A 17,717-nucleotide genomic window follows, 5' to 3' on the forward strand; every position below is an offset into this window, starting at 1 on the left:
GTTATTATTTTTAAATTTGGTATAATCATTCTTAGTATCGACATGGGTATAACGGATAAAAAAGTCTTTATTCCTACGATATAATAGGCAAAAAATAATGAAAATAAAAAGACTAAATTACAAGAGGGAATGAGTATGGAAGCAAATCATAATAGACAAAATCATCTTAATAAAGTTACGATGGGTGGGATTTTAGTTGCCTTAGGTGTTGTATACGGGGATATCGGAACATCACCACTTTATGTAATGAAGGCAATTGTAAAAGGGAATGGCGGTTTAGCTGGCGTTTCAGAAGATTTTATTTTAGGAGCCGTATCTTTAGTTTTTTGGACAATTACCATTTTGACAACCATCAAGTATGTCATGATTACCTTAAAAGCAGATAACCATGGTGAAGGTGGAATTTTTTCACTTTATACTTTGGTAAGGAAGCAATCTAAATGGTTAATAATACCGGCCATGATTGGTGGTGCGACTTTACTAGCAGATGGGATGTTAACCCCAGCAGTAACCGTAACATCAGCAGTTGAAGGATTAAGAGAAATTCCTGTCTTCAGAGAATTTTTTGGTGCAAATCAACATGTCATCATTATTATTGTTATTACGATTATTAGTGCACTTTTTTTAATTCAACGTTTTGGAACGGAAGCCGTTGGACGAATATTTGGTCCAGTAATGCTACTATGGTTTACAACATTAGGAATTTTTGGCCTAGTTAATATTGTCAAAGATGTCACCTTGATTCGTGCACTATCGCCACATTATGCAATTGCTGTTTTATTCAGTGATGAAAATAAAATGGGCTTCTTTATATTAGGAGGCGTATTCCTAGCAACAACAGGGGCAGAAGCGTTATATTCTGACTTAGGACATGCCGGTCGTAAAAATATTTATGCGACTTGGGGATTTGTTAAATTCAGCTTGATTTTAAATTATTTTGGGCAAGCCGCTTGGATTTTAGAAGCAAAAAATGATCCTAAAATGGTAGCCATGCAAGATATGAATCCTTTTTTTCAAATGATGCCGAAACCGTTTCTAATCTACGGTGTCATCATTGCCACTTTAGCTGCAATTATAGCTTCCCAGTCATTGATTTCAGGATCTTACACATTAGTTTCAGAAGCAATTAAATTAAACTTAATGCCGAGACTACACAGTTTGTATCCCTCAACGTCAAAAGGACAAGTGTATATTCCTGCGGTTAATACAATTTTATGGGCAGTCTGTATCGGAGTTGTGCTACATTTTAGAAGTTCAGATCGAATGGAAGCCGCTTATGGTTTAGCGATTACTGTAACAATGTTAATGACAACGATTTTGTTGTTTAACTATTTAATCAAACGTAAAACGCCGATGTGGTTGGCAGTAACCATGTTACTCTTCTTTGGAGCGTTTGAAATGTCCTTCTTTATCTCAAGTGCCGTTAAATTTATGCACGGCGGATATATTACCGTCTTGATTGCTGTTGCGATTCTGTTTGTCATGTATATTTGTAATAAGAGTCATTCGATTAAGATGCGCCTTTTGGAATATGTACCATTGGCAGATTATCGCGATCAATTAGGGCAATTGTGTGAAGATGGTGACCGTCAAAAATATGCAACAAATTTAGTATATTTAACAAATAGTCGAGAAAAAGGCGAAGTCGAGTCTAAAATTATGTATTCTATTTTAGATAAGCGTCCAAAACGTGCCGATGTTTATTGGTTCGTTAACGTCGTGGTAACCGATGAACCTTATACAGCGGAGTACACCGTTGATAATATCGGTGGAACAGACTATATGATTAAAGTCCAATTGAAATTAGGTTTCCGTGTCAGCCAAAAATTGAATGTTTTCTTGCGCCAGATTGTTACTGAACTTGTTGAAAATGGTGAAGTAGATATTCAATCACGAAACTACACCACGATGCCAGATCGTAAAGTTGGCGATTTCCGCTTTATCATTATCCAAGAACAACTTTCAATGGAAATGGAACTAAGTGGTTATGAAACCTTTATTATGCAGGCAAAACTTTTCTTGAAACGTCATACGGTTTCACCAGAAAAATGGTTTGGTCTTAATGCTAGTGATGTGGAAATTGAAAATGTACCGCTGTTCTTAGGTAAGAAACGAGCACGAGTTCTAAAACGTGTCGATAAATAAATAGAGAATAAATAGTAAAAGCTGTTAGCTTAAGAAGTCAGATTCTTAGTTAGCAGCTTTTTTTATCATTTAAAAATGCTGAGATTAAGTGATTCATTCAGATATGCGGTATAATAGAGTGAGGCTATACGTACCAGTGTAGTACCCATAAAATATGAAGTAAATAAAAATAGAAAGTTGGAAGAAGAGTGGCAAAAACAAATCTATGTCAAAGCTGTGGCATGCCTTTAAAAGATGAGGCGGATTTTGGAACTGAAAAAGATGGAACATTATCAACTAAGTATTGTGAGAAGTGTTACCAAGATGGCGAATGGACAAAAACAGATTTAGATTTTGATGGCATGTATGCTTATAATTTAAAGAAATTCCAAGAATCCGATATGAATAAAATTGAAAAGTTCTTTTTGAATAAGATGTATACAAAAAAATTCATGAAAAAACTAGAAAGATGGAATTAAAGTAGGCATTTAAAAAAATAAAATAATGATTAGTAGTTTGAGTAGTCACCAACGTACATGTTGGTGGCTATTTTATTGATTAAAAAAGTAACGTTTATAATGATAACTTTTTGAAATAATCCTTTAATGGGAAATGCAATGGGTATTATATATACTACTTTTTTACAAAAAGAAAAATGGAGGAGTATAGTGTTTTTAAGGGCTAGTTAACACTAAAGTTTAGCGAGAAAAAACTTGTAAATATTTGTTAATAAATACACATAAGGCGAGTGAGTATAAAGAATATGAATAAATGCTGGCCATTGTAATTTTATAAATGAAGGAAATACAGAAATGAGGATAAGTATATGTTGATTGAAGAACATTGGAATGACGGTTTAGAATATTATATCGAATTTGAAGCTACAACTGGAATGATTGTTAGGAAAGTAATTATTGTACCAGCTACTTTTGAGATAGAGCAAGTGAAAGCCATGGTAGTCCAAAGATTTACTCGTGTTAAAAAAATTATTTGCATTGAAGAAGTGAATGAAGTGTTACTCATGAATGATTATTTTGATATGAAAAATGGTAGCAATCAAATTATATTTTAAAAAGTATAGTCTTGCGTAAACAGTAAATAGGGCTCAGAAAATGGACATAGTAATATAAAGCATGAATACCATATAAATTCAGAAGAATGTTTCATGATTCCCAGAAATTAAATATCTGCAACACTATACGTATACATTTAGTTGAAGTTAATTTTAGTTAGAATAGTGATTAAATTAGGGAAGGAGGGTAGAAAAATGAAATTAAAATTCACTATTTTTTTTAACATATTTTTGTTTGGGATATTTATGATGGAGTCAATTCCAGCAAAAACTGAAGATGTGCAATTAAATGTAAATAACTCACTCAGTGAAGTAGATTCAAAGAAGAGGGTAAAAGAGAAAGAGTATAAGAATAATTTAGTACCTAAAACTGGCGGAGAATGGTTACTACTTATTGTTTTTATTATGTGGTTTGTCTCGTTTCTGTTATTGTACCTTTTCAATATGATTAGTCACGTTTTAAAATAGAAACAGAAAATATAGATTGTTAAAGATATAAGGCTAATCAGTCATATACTGATTAGTTTTATACCTTTACAGTTTTCTCTCTTACTTTTTTTCTAGTATTTATTCCAAATAGTTAGTTTGAATGATTTAGATGATGAGAATCTAAAAAATTAGTTAAAGTAGTTTCAAAAATACTAGCTATAAATGTTTGTTCAAGTTCTTGCAACATTTGAATAGCAAAGCGTGATTTATGTTCACCTTTGTCGAAATTAGGAGGATCATTTTTCGAATCATTCATTAGGATTATTCCTTCATAATAGTTATAAATAATTCTATGAAAACCATAGGTTGGATTCTGGGATAACTCTTTAAGCTCACGCATTAAAAGATCTAAAACAGATCTAGACTGAGTAATAGAAGATTCTGTTAATAAATCATAAATCGAGTTTACATAGAGAGTACATAGACAAGAATGTGCAGACTCATAGTGTTTATATTTGCTTACAAAGCGAGAAATTAACTCAAAATAAGTATTTTTTTCTTTAGAGTTCATATATTCTACTGTATTCGTAAATAGGATTATTTCAAAATATGTCCATGTTTGAATAGAGGATAAATAGTTAAGGATGACTTCTTGATTGTGCCGACTTATTTGAGCTTTAACTAGACTTCCAGTTTCATTGAATACCTTCATTTGGCTAATCCTAGATTTTACCAAAGCTGTTTTTATTAAAGAGAGTTTGTCTTCGTAAGGTTCACTTTCAAGCAAAAGTTCTTCTAATTTTTCAATATTATTTGAATTTGCATAATTTGAAAATAACGAAAAAAAGTGGTTAATATGATTTGGGTTATAGTCTCGGTCAATATATTGAAATTCATCAACAGAAACTAAAAGTCGATCTAATATCTCCTCTAACAAACTAAAGGAAATATCATGCTTGCCTTGTTCAAAATTAATAGCATAGCTTTTGGAGATTAAGTCTTTATAAAGCTCACTTTGTTTAATTCCTTTTCCCACTCTGATTTTTCTAATTGTTTCACCGTATTTTCTCACATAAATGCCTCCTCTATAGATAAATATATATAAGAAAACCTATTACAAAGTAACTTTAATTTTTGGCAGATTGCTTATTTATCGATTTATTATACATGCTTTTCTATTAAAAATATATGAAATAAATTAAGTTAAAATAAATCTTAACCCTGAATAATTCATAGCTTTAATTCTTTGGTACATTTTATTGAAATATGTATCACTAATATCCCTATCAACTGATTTTGACTAAAAAGTTACTTCAAACATTCACTGTTCAAAAATATTGAGGAATAAATTTTGGGTGTAAGGCATTTTGAGCATACTTCTCCCTGGATAACTTCCCAGTAAAAAAATCGTTAGATTGTTGGATTAGATCCATTGACTGGCTCGCCTCAGGCGAGCAAAGACCCTGTAGAATTCATTCTGATACACATGATAACTAGATAATTTGAGATAGACTCGTCTACCCGTTTGGACTAATTTCCCAGCAACTTTCAGAAACTTCAATCGAATAGAATGAATGGTCATTCCCTTTTGGACTTCCTCAAAGCCAATCGTTCTTAAGAAGTTGACTAAGTTGTAAGCTATCAAGCTGAGCATCATTCGGACATGATTCTCCAAAAAGCGAGGACTGTCTGTCTTGTCAAAGTAAAAGCCAGCTTTCGCTTCTTTAATGAAGTTCTCCATTGTGCCACGTTTGGCATAGAGAGAAAAGATGGTATCAGGAGAAACATTTTCTGATAGATTCGTCACGATAAACTCATGTCGAAAGAGTAGTTCGCCCGCTTCACGTGTTGAGCGTATACACACGCGACGACTTTGTGACCAGGATTGTGCTTGATAAGTGGTGGAGAAGTACTGAACTTCTCGTTCTTCCCACTTTTGATTATCGCCATAAAGTACTGATTTCTCAGCTATTTGACCTAGTCTACGATTATTCTTCAGTCGAATAACATAATGACTCTTTTTTGATTCACACGAATCATACACACCAGGTGTAGCGAACCCGCTGTCTCCACGAACCAAGATGTCAGTGTTTGGTAGAGAGTGATTATAGTGCTCTAATAAAGGTGTGAGAAACTCCTTTACGCCTTTTGATGTATATTGATTTCCTGAACGTAGTTCAGCTTTTAAGAAGTCACCAGTCAATCCGTCAAAAGCTACCAATGGATGATAACCATAGGTTTGGTAGTGGGTATTATAATCCGTTTGTTCTTGGTGACCAAATGTATCTGAATGGGTCGAATCTAAATCAATGATTAATTCCGTATCATTACGGATGAGGCGTGCTTTATCAATAAGTTCTTGGTTCAAAGCTTGAAGTTCATGGATATTCTCCTCAGATAGTCGATCTAAAAATCGAGAAAGTGAAGATTGAGAAGCGAGTTCTTTCCTATCTAAAACAGCTTTAAACACAGGATCTTGTCTCAGGAGATTAGCTGCAGAATCAGCTGAGTAACCAGCAATTAATTGCATAATGAACTGCTCAAGTATGGATAAGTTGTCATGAGTAAAATATGCTCGTTCGTCTTCAATGTGAATGTGTTGCTTAGCCAGTTCAGAAAAACCGAAGGTGTTCATCAGCTCTTTCACTAGGACGAGACCCGAATCACTCGATAATTGACCACCTGTATGAGAAATAGTGATATTTGAATTGAATTTTACTTGGTTTTTGTGTAAGCTAGTCATTAGAAGAACTCCTTTCTTTTGGTTGGTTTAGTCACTTTAACCATAGCAGAAAGGGGTTCTTTTTTCATCACTTAACGGGTGAAGATGAAAAAGTAATTGTAAGCTGCCGTGAGGCAGTTTCACATGGTTTTAATTAAAAGTATGAATTATTCAGGCTTAACTTATGGAAATAGCATGGATTCATTTAAGAACTTTCAAAACAAGCCACTTTTTAAAAGAATCTATTTCTAGAAGAATGGTTATAGTTGAAGAGCAAAGGTACTAAACAGATAGCGGCTCGTGTTATAGATAACCTAGTATCCTACAAAAAAAGTTCTAGCATAAAATAACGCTATAGCAAACTAAACTCTTTTTTAGCAAAGCAAAATAATACAATCATAAACTTTAGTGTGCTATCATGGTTATAGTACCAAAAAGTACTAACTATTAAAGTATATTGTGAGCTTATGTACATAGTAGGCTGACAATAGCTAAAACTAAGGGGGATTATATGAAAGTAATAATTGTAGGAGCAAGTCACGGTGGACATCAATCGGCGTTAGAAATTTTAGACAGATATGAAGGTGCCGATGTAACGATTTATGAGAAAGGCGATTTTGTCTCATTTTTATCATGCGGAATGCAGTTGTATCTGGAAGATAAGGTTACTCAAGTTGATGATGTACGAAATTTCAAGCCTGAAGATATTGAAAAACGTGGTGGGAAAGTTAAGAGTCAGCACGAAGTTTTAACTTTTGATGCAGACAAAAAAGAAGTGACCATTAAAAATTTAGCAACAGGTGAACTGTTGGTTGACACATATGACAAACTTATTTTAGCTTCTGGAGTTACTCCGGCAGCATTACCAGTTCCAAATGCTGATTTAGAGAATATTTTCTTTATGCGTGGTCGTGCTTGGGCTCTTCAAATCAAAGACAAGCTTTCTGATGATAAAGTTAAAAATGTTGTCGTGATTGGTAGCGGCTATATTGGTGTTGAGGCAGCAGAAGTTTTTGCTAAAGCTGGCAAAAATGTCACAATCATTGATATGATTGATAATGTCCTAGGAAACTATTTAGATCAAGAGATGACAGATATTTTAGCACCAGTTTTTAAAGAAAATGGTGTGAACCTTGAACTTGGGGCACAAATAAAAGGCTTTGTTGGTGAAAAACAAGTTACAGGTGTTGAACATCAAAATGGTGTTGTGGATGCTGATTTAGTCATTGTAGCGGCTGGGTTAACACCAAATACTAGCTGGCTTGAAGGTTTAGTTGATTTAGAAGAGCGTGGACAAATTAAAGTTGATGAGTATTTACGTACATCGGCCAAAGATGTTTATGCTGTTGGAGACGCAATCTTGCCATTAAATGTAGCAAGCCAAAAACACGCGCCTGTAGCATTGGCGACAACGGCTCGTCGTGAAGCTAGATATGTCGTTCGTAATCTAACAAAAGATCAACCTACTGAAAAATTCCAAGGTGTACTTGGAACAAGTGCTTTAGCTGTATTTGGATACAATTTAGCTATGACTGGTTTAAATGAATTTTCAGCTAGTCGCTCAGAAGTACAAATCAAAGGGAACTTTTACAAAGATACGTTGCGCCCAACATTTGTTAAAAATGATGGGAATACTGAAGTTTATGTGAAACTTAATTTTGATGAAAAATCCCATAAAATACTTGGTGGACAAGTCTTATCAACATATGATATTACTGCCCACATCAATACACTTGCGCTTGCCATTAAAACGGGCTTAACATTAGAAGATTTAGCTGAAGCTGACTTCTTCTTCCAACCAGGTTTTGACCGTCAATGGAGTTTGTTAAATTTAGCAGCTCAATCGGCTTTAGGCGAAACTAAATTTTAAAAAAAGGTAAAGGTATGTAGAAAATGTTTATTTTCTACATACCTTTTTTGTGATTAAATTCTAAAAAAATGAATATTAAGTAGTTATATTCTACCAAATTCACTAAGAATTAAATGAAACGAATGCATTCAACTAGATATGCATTAACATACCTTAGTTTCCTTGTTCATTATAATGAGTAACCCTTTGCTGAAAGCGAATCTGTAAAATAGAAGCCCACACGAGTGTTGTCAGAATAACTAACAGATAAAAATTCCCCAGAAGACTTGCTAAAACAATACTAAATCCAATTGTTAAAATACCTAAACAAATTAATTTTAGTAAAGAGCTAGTTGCAATCCATTGATTATTCTTCAAGGTTAAATGGGTCATGAAAATTGTTCCAACAACTAAACCTAATAATAAAATTTCCATCTTATTTTACACCTCCATCATGTTAGCTTGTGCTACAGTATCTGCTTCTTGTTTTAATTGATTTTTTTCAAATAATTTAAAGAACGGATAGTAAATTGCGAGTGAAGCGATAAAGCAAACGAAAACCATAATGAATGCTACAATGTTCCAGTTAGATGTAACTAGAGCACCAAACGGAGCAGGGAGTGTGAAAGGCGGTTTGACCATCATGCGTGGCATCCAACCCAGAATCGTGACAATATAAATCAAAATAGTATTTACAATGGGTACTAAAATAAATGGAACAGCTAATAATGGATTCATCACAATCGGTGCACCGAAAATCAGAGGCTCATTGATGTTGAAAATTCCTGGTAAAATAGATAGTTTACCTAACTGTTTTAAGTAACTAGATTTTGAAAAAAGGAATAAGAAACATAACGCTAAGGTTGCCCCTGTTCCACCCATTTGAGCGTACCATTGATAAAATTGTTCTGTGAAGATATTTGGCAATTGGAAAGCGCTCATACCTCCTTGAAATAGATCGGCGTTTTCAATAATGGCTTGATCCCAAAATGGACGGATAATGGGTCCAAGAACGGCATGACCATGAATACCCATTGCCCAGAATAAGCAAATCATAAACTGAGTTAAGAGACCGCCCAATAAATTATTTCCTGTTAAAAAAGTTTTTAATGGTGAAATGAGAACGGTTAAAACACCATTTAAATCGAAATCAAAAAAGTGACGTGGAATCCAAAAAACTAAGACAATAAAAAGCGTTGGAAGTAAAGCTGCGAAAGAGCTTGAAACGACAGGTGGAACGCCATCAGGCATTTTTATTTCCAATTTTCGTTCCTTTGTAAAACGATAAATTTCAACTGCCAGTAAAGAGGCGACAATTGCGCCAAAAAGTCCTTGAGAGCTTAGTGGAGCGATAGGAATGTAGCGCCCAGCGTTAACGGCATTTCCAGCAGTATCAATACCTTCCTTCAAGTTAATTGGAACGACCATTAAAATTGTAGCAAGCATCGAAAGAAATCCGCTAGTAACGCCATCTAACTTATATGATTTCCCTAAAAAAGACCCAATTGTAAAAGCGGAATAGAGGGCCATAATTCCAACTGTATAACGAAATGGAATATCTAATGCAGCGCTAAAGGGCGCAATCATTTCTGCGTAGCCTGCAATCGGCACATTTAAAAGGATGACAAAAAATGAACCAATAATTGTCAGGGGTAAAATTGAGATAAGTCCATTTCTGACAGCTTGTAAATGACGTTGTTGACCGATGGCATTGGCAATTGGGAGTATTTTCAAAGCAAACCGTTCTAATAATTTTTCCATGTAATTCATTCCTTTCTATCTAAAAGAGTTTAAGCAAGTAGTGAAGGTCAAAATTAAAATCCATGCTCTTTAATCACATCTTTAAACCATAAACCAGATTTCTTAACTGTTTTTTCTCCAGTTGCTAAATCTAAACGGTAAAAGCCATAACGATTTTTGTAAGCATTAATCCATGACCAACAATCAACAAAAGTCCACATATGATAGCCGAGACAATTACTGCCTTCTGCCATGGCTTTGTGGAGCCAAATCAAATGCTCTTTAAGAAAATCTATACGATAGTCGTCCATTACCATCCCGTTTTCCATAAATTGCTCTTCGCCTTGGATGCCAATTCCATTTTCAGAAACAAACCAATCAATATTGCCGTACTTAGCTTGAATCATTTTCGCAATATCGTAGATGCCTTGCGGATAAATTTCTATTCCGCGCGAAGTGTTCATGCGGCGTCCAGGCATTTCATAGTTGGCAAAGAACCATTCAGGACTGAAAACTCCACTTCTATTTGGTTCGTAATCTAAGGCTTTGACCCGTCGTGGCTTATAATAGTTAATCCCTAAAATATCGACTTTAGTTTCAGCAATCAATGCCAAATCAGCATTAGTAACGACAGGCATTTGCCCATATTCAGTCAAAATTCCAACTAATTCTGCCGGATAACGACCTAATAAAAGGGGCTCATTGATACTACGCGTATAAAATAAATCGGCCATTTCTGCGGCTTTTAAATCAGCTGGATGTTGACTACGAGGATAGACTGGAATAATATCCATAATAATCCCGATTTTACTAGCCAGATTTCGTTCTCTAAAGGATTTTATTGCTTCACAATGTGCTAAGGCAATATGGTGTAAAACTGTTGCCGCTCGTTTAAAATCAACCACGTAAGGATAATGTCGATCATGTAAGTAACCAGCTTCAGCAGGAATCATCGGTTCATTAAAGGTAAACCAATACTTCACACGATCCCCAAACAAATCAAAACAAGTTTCTGCATACTGTTTAAAGTACTGAACAACGATTTTATTTTCAAATCCTCCGATTTTTTGTAATTCTAAGGGCATATCAAAGTGATACAGATTAATAAAAGGTTCAATGCCTTTAGCAATTAATTCATCAATCACCTGATTATAAAAAGTAACAGCTTGCTCATTCACGGGACCAACGCCATTTGGAATCAATCGCGACCAGGAAATTGAGGTTCGAAAAGAATTAAAATTAAGCTCTGCCATTAGGCCGATGTCTGTTTGGTAATCTTCATAGAATCGTGAAGTCTTTTCGGTAGTAACCCCTTCATAAAAACGATGATTGTACTCATTTGAAGCGAAGTCCCAAATATTTTCGCCTTTTCCGTCATCTGCTACTCGTCCTTCAGATTGTGTTGCACTAGTTGAAGCGCCCCAAAAAAAGTGTGGGGGAAATGAATAATTTTTTGTCATATGATTTCCTACTTTCTCTGTTAGATTATAAATGCTATTGACTAAGAATACGCCTTGCATAAAAGCGTTTTCTTAGCTATTATGATTATAACGTTAGCTCCTAAATAAAAAAGGGTTTTCAACAAATGGGACATATGTTTGAAAAAAAGATATTTGTACCAATTCAGTTACACCCTGTAACTAAAAAAGAGAGGAAGATTTCACTATGTTTTTAGACAATACAGCTGAGCTTAGTTCTTTTGATTTACACATTTATAAATATATCTTGGACCATAGCGATCAGGTTATTTACATGCGTATCCGTGATTTAGCTGCAGCGACTCATACAAGCACCGCTAGTATTTTGCGCTTTTGTAAAAAAATGAAGTGTAGTGGATTTTCAGAATTTAAAGTGAAGTTGCAACTATCACTAGCAGAAAAACCGATAGAACCTGTAGCAGATGTTGATGAAATGAGTTATATGGACTTTTTAACTAGAGCTAGACAGAGTTCATTTAAGAAAAAAATTCAAGAAGCAGTAGATTTATTAAAGGATAAAGAGTTAGTCGTTTTTCTAGGTTCGGGTTCTTCCGAAAGTATCGCTCAGTATGGATCAACTTATTTTTCAAATTTATTTACTTTGGCTTTGAGAATTGAGGACCCTTCTAATTATCCAATTGAATTTTTAGCAAAGAAATTTTCAAATAAAATCTGTCTAATTGCACTATCAGTTTCAGGAGAAACGCAAGAAGTAATTAATTATTTAAAGCATCTAAATACAAGCCACTGCCAAGTCATTTCCATTACAAATAGTGAAAATTCAACGATTGCCCAGTTGTCAGATGTGAATATTCCGTATTACATCAATCGTGAAACCGTAAAAAAAGACCATAACCACCCTGAAAAAACCTTAGAATTAACCTCACAATTACCAGCGGTATATACAATTGAAGCCATTGCAAAAGCTGTTCGGAAAACTTTAGTTGCAGAAAGTTAATCTTTTCGATTGACTATTTATAGATAGTTTCATATGCTTAATAAAATGAACAATGAAAGGATCCGCCATGAAACCAAAAGGACTATTGTATATTGAAATCGCTGAAACCTTAAAAAAAGATATTTTAGAAGGTATTTATCCTGTTGGGACGCAAATACCAACTGAAAATGAATTAGAAGTAAAATTTTCTGTGAGTAAAATAACTGTTCGAAAAGCAATTGAAATTCTAGCAAATGAAGGTTATTTAGAAAAGAAAAGTGGCAAAGGAACAACTGTGCTTAGTGATCGTCTATTTAATAAGTTATCTAAGGCAGCCTCTTTTTCAGCTATGATCGAAGAGCGAGGCCATCACCTATCAAAAGAAATCTTAGCCATTGAAAAAATAAAAACAAACTCGACTACACCAGAAATTGCGGCTGCCTTTGGCAAAGAAGCGTATAAATTAACGCGTCTATATCGTTTGGACTATGAACCATATATTTATTTTGAACATTATTTACCTGTTTTAGGGGATGAATCTTCCTTAGAACAAATGGAAAAACTCTCGCTCTATAAATGGTTAGCTAGCTATCAAAAAGTAGTTGGGAAATTCCAAGATACTTTTGCGGTTGCGCCAGCTGAAGCAGCTATTCAAAAGCTATTAAATACACAAAGCCCTTATTTATTAAAACGTATCCGGACATCTTATAGCCAATCAGAAGAGATTATTGAGATTTCTCATGCGCAATATGATACAGACAAATTCCCTTATTTGATTGAATATGAAATTTAGCCAACTAAAGCAAGGGCTAGAGTTTAAAAGTTGTCATATTCTGTTCATATTCTAAAGAATTAAACAGTCATTTAAAAAGCTATGAATCCAAGGTCTCTCTTGGATTCATAGCTTTTTTGTTTCCTTTTTTTGGCAACTAAGGAAATATAGAAAACGAATAGAAGATAAACACTATCAATTAGTAATGCGTATTTGTTTTCTTTATATGATAATAGAAAGGTCACTAAAAAATCAGCGAGTTCATGCAAGTAAAACAAAGCATTTATTAAACAACTGCACTTATTAAAGTGCAAGAAGATAGTATTGTAATAACTCTGAAAACTAGCTATATTAGGGTTGTAAGAGGTTTCAAACAATGCAATCTTGAAAGAATGGATAGAAAGGATGAAACATCATGCAAGTGCAATTATCAAAACGTGAAATTAAATTAATTCTAACATTATTGAATAATGAAGCCTCTACGACAACGACAAAAGAATTAGCCGCAGAATTTCAAGTAAGTGTACGCACGATTAAATATGATTTAGACAACGTTAAAATTTGGTTCGAGCAACATGGGACGCCATTACTAGCTCAACGGAACAAAGGCTTTTGGTTAGAATTAACCGACTCAATGCGCATTGAATTGAAAAACGAAGTCCTTCAGGTAGAACGATATGAACTGTATCCTGATCAAGAAATTCGAATTCATCAAATTATTACTTTACTTTGTTTACGCACTGAATTTAGTACAACAATTGAATTGGCTGAAAGCTTACATGTCAGTAAAAATACAATTGTGGCGGATTTAGAAAAAGTGGAGCAATTTGTGGGTGCTTATCAATTAAACTTAATTCGTAAAAACTATTTTGGTTATACGATTGAAGGATCGGAACATCAAATTCGATTATTATTGGAAGCAATTATCCAAAAAGAAATTACAGACTATGATATTTATAGCATTATGAACTACATTACAGATAAAAGTGCTGGAGATTATCGTAGTTTAAAATTAGCGATGCAGCCAGAAATGTTGCAGATTTATCAAAAGACAGTCTATACGGTATCAAAAATTATGAATCAGAAAATGATGGAACAATTTAATTACAGTGAAATCTTAGCAATTATCTTGCGAGTGACGATAGCGACAGCGCGCATGAGCATTAATCGCACAATTAATAGCTATAAAATTCTTTCAAATCAAGACTTATTAACTAAAAGCCAAGAACTTCCTTACTTATTGATGAAACAAGTTTTTGAATCCTATCATTTTCCAATCCTAGAAGATGAATATATCTATATTTTTAGTGATATTCTGATGGTTTATGAAGAAAAAAATATTGCCGAGCTTACTCGCAATATCATTGAATTTGTTAGTGAAAAAGAAAAAATTGCTTTTAATGAAGACAAGCAACTTTTCACCAATTTATTTGCCCATCTGTCTTTAAAGTTGCACAAAAAGTATTTATTTGTAAATGAGTATAATCCGTTTATTGAAGATATTAAGTCGCGTTATCCAGTTCTTTTTAGGAGCATTGAAGAGGCATCTGCTAATGAAATTTCTAAATCCATTTCAATTACAAATGATTCATTTATTGCCTACATCGCGTTGCACTTTTTAGTATCGTATGAAAAATTAAGTATGAACAGAAGTGTAGCACGAATCGTTTATGTTTGTTCAACAGGGCTTGGTGTTACAAGTTTGATTCAGCAACGAATTATGGAAGAAGTAGCCAATGTTGAAATTGCTAGTTTTGCTTCAGTCTTAAAAGCAAAAGAAATTATTCAGCTAGAAAACCCAGATTTAGTGGTGAGCATTTTTCCGATTGAGGAATTAGAAGTTCCTTTTATTAAAGTTAACCCAATTCCCACAAAATCGGATATTCAAGCCATAAAAAAAGTTGTAGCCGAGATTGTAAGTAACCAGCTAACGGGTTCAACTAAATTTCCTAAATTAGTTGCAAGACGCCAAACACCAATGAAAAATAATGATGAAGAACAAAGTCGTGAGCTAATTTTAAAAGGCTTTGTTGTCTACGAAGAATTAAAAAAACAGCTAGGCTTAAAACTACAAATAGGATACGAAGAAGCCTTTTTATTACATGTATTCATGATGGTTCATCGTATTTTTTATGATTCTCAGTATGAAAATGAAGGCAACGTCGCTTTAGATACGTTAGATGACTTTAAAGAAGACGTTCGTTTAATTAAAGAAATTTTTGCTAAAAACGAATTAAGTATTAATAAAGCTGAAATTACAGCATTAGTACAATACATCAGTAGTTAGGCTAGTTTTTATGAGCCAACTCCTCGAGAAAAAGATAAAAATTCGAGATGGCAAAAAGCGCCATATCAATTTTTCCTATTTTCTTACCAGAGTTAAGCGGCTCAACAAACTTTTAATTTAGGCTAGTTTTTATGAGTTAGCCTCTCGGAAGAAAGAGGAAATTTCGAGGCGACAAAAAACGTCACATCAAATTTCCCTATTCTTCAATCGAGTCTAAGTGAACTCAACAAACTTTTTATTTAGGCTAGTTCTTATGAGCCAGTCCTTCGGAAAAAAGATAAATTCCCAAAAAAGTAAAGGGACACTTTTCTTGGAATTTCCTATTTTTCTGCCAGGTCTAACCGGCTCAACAAACTTTTTATTTAGGAGGAAATAGGTTGGAACATAAACTGATAACAGAGGCTGTTAAAGGAATTCTAGCAGAGTCTCAAAATCCAGTTGCAACAGAAAAAATTTTGTATTCTGCTTTAGCAAAAATGGAAGAAAAAGCAATTTATCCAACAGAAGTTCAATTAGTCGTTTTGACAAATCACTTAGGTGAGATGGTCCGTCGTTCTAAAGAAGGCGAAGCGATTATGAAAATAGATCCAGATATGTTTAATGAAGTTTCAATTGAAGCATTAGCGATTTCAGAAGCGATTACACAAGAAATTGGCAATTTAGCCGATGATGAAAAATATGTTTTATCGATTCATTTTGAGACAGCAAAACAAAATAACTAACTTATTGGAGGAAAAAATTATGTTAACAGTAGTCATTGCAGATCGTTTAGGTAAAGGGCAAAATGTTGCCAAAGGAGTTGAAGCAGCAGGTGGTAGAGCCGTTGTTGTTCCAGGAATGGGTGCAGATATGCGTCTTGGTGATGTGATGCAACAAGAAAACGCGGATTTAGGTATTTCCTTTTGTGGCAGTGGTGGAGCAGGTGCTTTAACTGCGGCAACAAAATATGGTTACCCAGAGCGCCATGGCATGCGTTCAGTTGAAGAAGGTATTACAGCTATTAATGATGGAAAAACAGTTTTAGGTTTTGGGTTTATGGATCAAGAAGAATTAGGAAAACGTTTAGTAGAAGCTTACGTAAAGAAAAATGCGTAATTAAAGCTCTATAATGTTAAGAGAAAAGGAGTGGTTCAAGTGACGGATGTGAAACAGAAGAAACGACAAATTGTCCGCGTAGAAGGCAAAGCTGAAAAGAAGAACCAAGCCTTCTCCAATGCTTTAAATCAAATTCATGGGAAAGTGCTAAAAGAGTCAGATGATGTAATTTTACGTATCGAGCCTTTGCATACAGCAATAGTCTTGGCGGAAGAAGAAAGTTATGTAGAAAAATTTTTATTTTTCTTTTTGAAACGTACACGTATTACTTACAAAGTGATCATGGATGTTGAAGTAGAAATTTCGTGGATCCCAGTAGAAAGCGTCCAGTTTGTCACTACGCACACACAAGGCCCTGATCATGTTCCGACTCCGCTATTTAAGAAAAAATGGCTTCAAAAGGAGGAAATATAAATGACAATTATGATTATTTTGTTAAAATCTTTACTGATTGGAGGACTGGTTGGATTTGCAGCAGGCGCTGGAGCAGCTCGTATGTTTCATGCTCCAACAACACAAGGTTTAGGAGCTTTTAGAACCTTAGGTGAGATGAACGCCTGTGAAGGGGATGCAGCTTCTCATTTTTCATTCGGTTTAGGTTTTTTCTTCAATGCATGGGCATCAACTGTGGGAGCAGGAGCATTTACGCAAGATATTACCCATCGAGTAATTCCAAATTGGGCAACTGCAGCATTGATGATTAAAAATAAAAACGTTGAAGAAACGATGCATAACCCTAAAAAAATGGGGATTGCTGGCGCTGCAATTGGGATGGTCTTAGTTGCTTTCTTAAATACAACTGCATCTGCTATTCCACCTGCTTTACAAGTTACGGCTGTAGCAGTCTTAGTACCAGCAGCGAATTTGTTAATTAATACTGTTATGCCCGTTCTATTTTGGTTAGCAGCAATTGATGCAGGAAAACGTTCAGGTTTATGGGGCACGATTTTTGGTGGACTTTCAGCAATGATTATGGGAAATGCGACACCAGGTGTTGTCCTAGGTATTTTAATTGGTAAAGGTGTCGATGAAATTGGTTGGAATCGTGTAACGAAAAGTATGATGGTAGCTATTGCTTTATTATTTATCTTTAGTGCCTTTTTCCGAGGCTTTGATTTAGAGATGCTTGAAAGCTTCCGTTTACAAATTCCACAATGGTTAGAAAGCATTCATGGTGTCTTTAATCTAGGCGCATAAACAAGGGAAGAGGGG

Annotated in this window: 17 protein-coding genes; 12 read left to right on the forward strand and 5 right to left on the reverse strand. The window is 34.5% G+C overall.

Going from position 1 to position 17,717, the window contains the following annotated elements:
- The first annotated feature begins 135 nt into the window (after nucleotides 1-135).
- The 4 genes from BR77_RS13690 (at nucleotide 136) to BR77_RS13705 (ending at nucleotide 3,664) form a co-directional block, all read left to right on the forward strand.
- Complete coding sequence (locus BR77_RS13690; protein ID WP_010054651.1) at nucleotides 136-2,145, forward strand: KUP/HAK/KT family potassium transporter; 2,010 nt, start codon at nucleotides 136-138, stop codon at nucleotides 2,143-2,145.
- Between the two features lie 188 nt (nucleotides 2,146-2,333).
- Nucleotides 2,334-2,603, forward strand: coding sequence for a zinc ribbon domain-containing protein (locus BR77_RS13695; protein ID WP_015077443.1), 270 nt, complete (start codon nucleotides 2,334-2,336; stop codon nucleotides 2,601-2,603).
- 347 nt (nucleotides 2,604-2,950) lie between these two features.
- Nucleotides 2,951-3,196, forward strand: coding sequence for a hypothetical protein (locus BR77_RS13700; RefSeq protein ID WP_010054654.1), 246 nt, complete (start codon nucleotides 2,951-2,953; stop codon nucleotides 3,194-3,196).
- Between the two features lie 195 nt (nucleotides 3,197-3,391).
- A complete protein-coding gene (locus tag BR77_RS13705) occupies nucleotides 3,392-3,664 on the forward strand; it encodes a hypothetical protein (RefSeq protein WP_015077442.1) in 273 nt (90 codons plus the stop codon).
- Between the two features lie 112 nt (nucleotides 3,665-3,776).
- On the opposite strand, the gene BR77_RS13710 is transcribed toward BR77_RS13705, so the two are convergent.
- Together BR77_RS13710 and BR77_RS13715 are read right to left on the reverse strand one after the other, a co-directional pair.
- On the reverse strand, nucleotides 3,777-4,697 hold the full coding sequence (locus BR77_RS13710) for an Rgg/GadR/MutR family transcriptional regulator (RefSeq protein WP_010054656.1): 921 nt from the start codon (nucleotides 4,695-4,697) through the stop codon (nucleotides 3,777-3,779).
- Between the two features lie 351 nt (nucleotides 4,698-5,048).
- Nucleotides 5,049-6,368 carry an IS1380-like element IS1678 family transposase gene (locus BR77_RS13715; RefSeq protein ID WP_015075518.1) on the reverse strand — a complete coding sequence of 440 codons (1,320 nt, stop codon included), beginning with the start codon at nucleotides 6,366-6,368 and terminating at the stop codon, nucleotides 5,049-5,051.
- Nucleotides 6,369-6,858: 490 nt separating this feature from the next.
- On the opposite strand from BR77_RS13715, the gene BR77_RS13720 reads away from it, so the two are divergent.
- Nucleotides 6,859-8,217 (forward strand): FAD-dependent oxidoreductase, encoded by a 1,359-nt coding sequence (locus tag BR77_RS13720; protein ID WP_035065379.1) that lies wholly within the window; start codon nucleotides 6,859-6,861, stop codon nucleotides 8,215-8,217.
- A 153-nt stretch (nucleotides 8,218-8,370) separates the two neighbouring features.
- On the opposite strand, the gene BR77_RS13725 is transcribed toward BR77_RS13720, so the two are convergent.
- From BR77_RS13725 to BR77_RS13735, 3 genes are read right to left on the reverse strand one after another with little or no spacing between them, the layout of a single operon-like run.
- Nucleotides 8,371-8,631 carry a hypothetical protein gene (locus BR77_RS13725; protein WP_010054666.1) on the reverse strand — a complete coding sequence of 87 codons (261 nt, stop codon included), beginning with the start codon at nucleotides 8,629-8,631 and terminating at the stop codon, nucleotides 8,371-8,373.
- Nucleotides 8,632-8,637: 6 nt separating this feature from the next.
- A complete protein-coding gene (locus tag BR77_RS13730) occupies nucleotides 8,638-9,957 on the reverse strand; it encodes a PTS sugar transporter subunit IIC (RefSeq protein ID WP_015077439.1) in 1,320 nt (439 codons plus the stop codon).
- Nucleotides 9,958-10,010: 53 nt separating this feature from the next.
- Nucleotides 10,011-11,396 carry a glycoside hydrolase family 1 protein gene (locus tag BR77_RS13735; protein ID WP_015077438.1) on the reverse strand — a complete coding sequence of 462 codons (1,386 nt, stop codon included), beginning with the start codon at nucleotides 11,394-11,396 and terminating at the stop codon, nucleotides 10,011-10,013.
- A 205-nt stretch (nucleotides 11,397-11,601) separates the two neighbouring features.
- Here BR77_RS13735 and BR77_RS13740 point away from each other — a divergent pair, with 205 nt between their 5' ends.
- The 7 genes from BR77_RS13740 to BR77_RS13770 all read left to right on the forward strand — a co-directional run bounded on the left by BR77_RS13740 (nucleotide 11,602) and on the right by BR77_RS13770 (nucleotide 17,702).
- Complete coding sequence (locus tag BR77_RS13740; RefSeq protein ID WP_010054669.1) at nucleotides 11,602-12,372, forward strand: MurR/RpiR family transcriptional regulator; 771 nt, start codon at nucleotides 11,602-11,604, stop codon at nucleotides 12,370-12,372.
- Nucleotides 12,373-12,439: 67 nt separating this feature from the next.
- Complete coding sequence (locus tag BR77_RS13745) at nucleotides 12,440-13,144, forward strand: GntR family transcriptional regulator (protein ID WP_015077437.1); 705 nt, start codon at nucleotides 12,440-12,442, stop codon at nucleotides 13,142-13,144.
- 394 nt (nucleotides 13,145-13,538) lie between these two features.
- The gene (locus BR77_RS13750; protein WP_015077436.1) at nucleotides 13,539-15,410 is read left to right on the forward strand and encodes a BglG family transcription antiterminator; all 1,872 of its coding nucleotides are present in this window, start codon (nucleotides 13,539-13,541) and stop codon (nucleotides 15,408-15,410) included.
- Nucleotides 15,411-15,787: 377 nt separating this feature from the next.
- Nucleotides 15,788-16,132: a hypothetical protein gene (locus BR77_RS13755; protein WP_015077434.1), complete on the forward strand. Its 345-nt coding sequence runs from the start codon at nucleotides 15,788-15,790 to the stop codon at nucleotides 16,130-16,132.
- Nucleotides 16,133-16,151: 19 nt separating this feature from the next.
- Nucleotides 16,152-16,505: a glycine-rich SFCGS family protein gene (locus BR77_RS13760; protein WP_010054539.1), complete on the forward strand. Its 354-nt coding sequence runs from the start codon at nucleotides 16,152-16,154 to the stop codon at nucleotides 16,503-16,505.
- A 39-nt stretch (nucleotides 16,506-16,544) separates the two neighbouring features.
- Nucleotides 16,545-16,919 (forward strand): DUF4312 family protein, encoded by a 375-nt coding sequence (locus BR77_RS13765; RefSeq protein WP_015077433.1) that lies wholly within the window; start codon nucleotides 16,545-16,547, stop codon nucleotides 16,917-16,919.
- Nucleotides 16,920-17,702, forward strand: a complete 783-nt coding sequence (locus BR77_RS13770) for a DUF4311 domain-containing protein (RefSeq protein WP_016356615.1) — start codon at nucleotides 16,920-16,922, stop codon at nucleotides 17,700-17,702.
- The last annotated feature ends 15 nt before the right edge of the window (nucleotides 17,703-17,717 follow it).

Origin of the sequence: Carnobacterium maltaromaticum DSM 20342 (assembly GCF_000744945.1) — a bacterium.
Classification (GTDB): domain Bacteria; phylum Bacillota; class Bacilli; order Lactobacillales; family Carnobacteriaceae; genus Carnobacterium; species Carnobacterium maltaromaticum.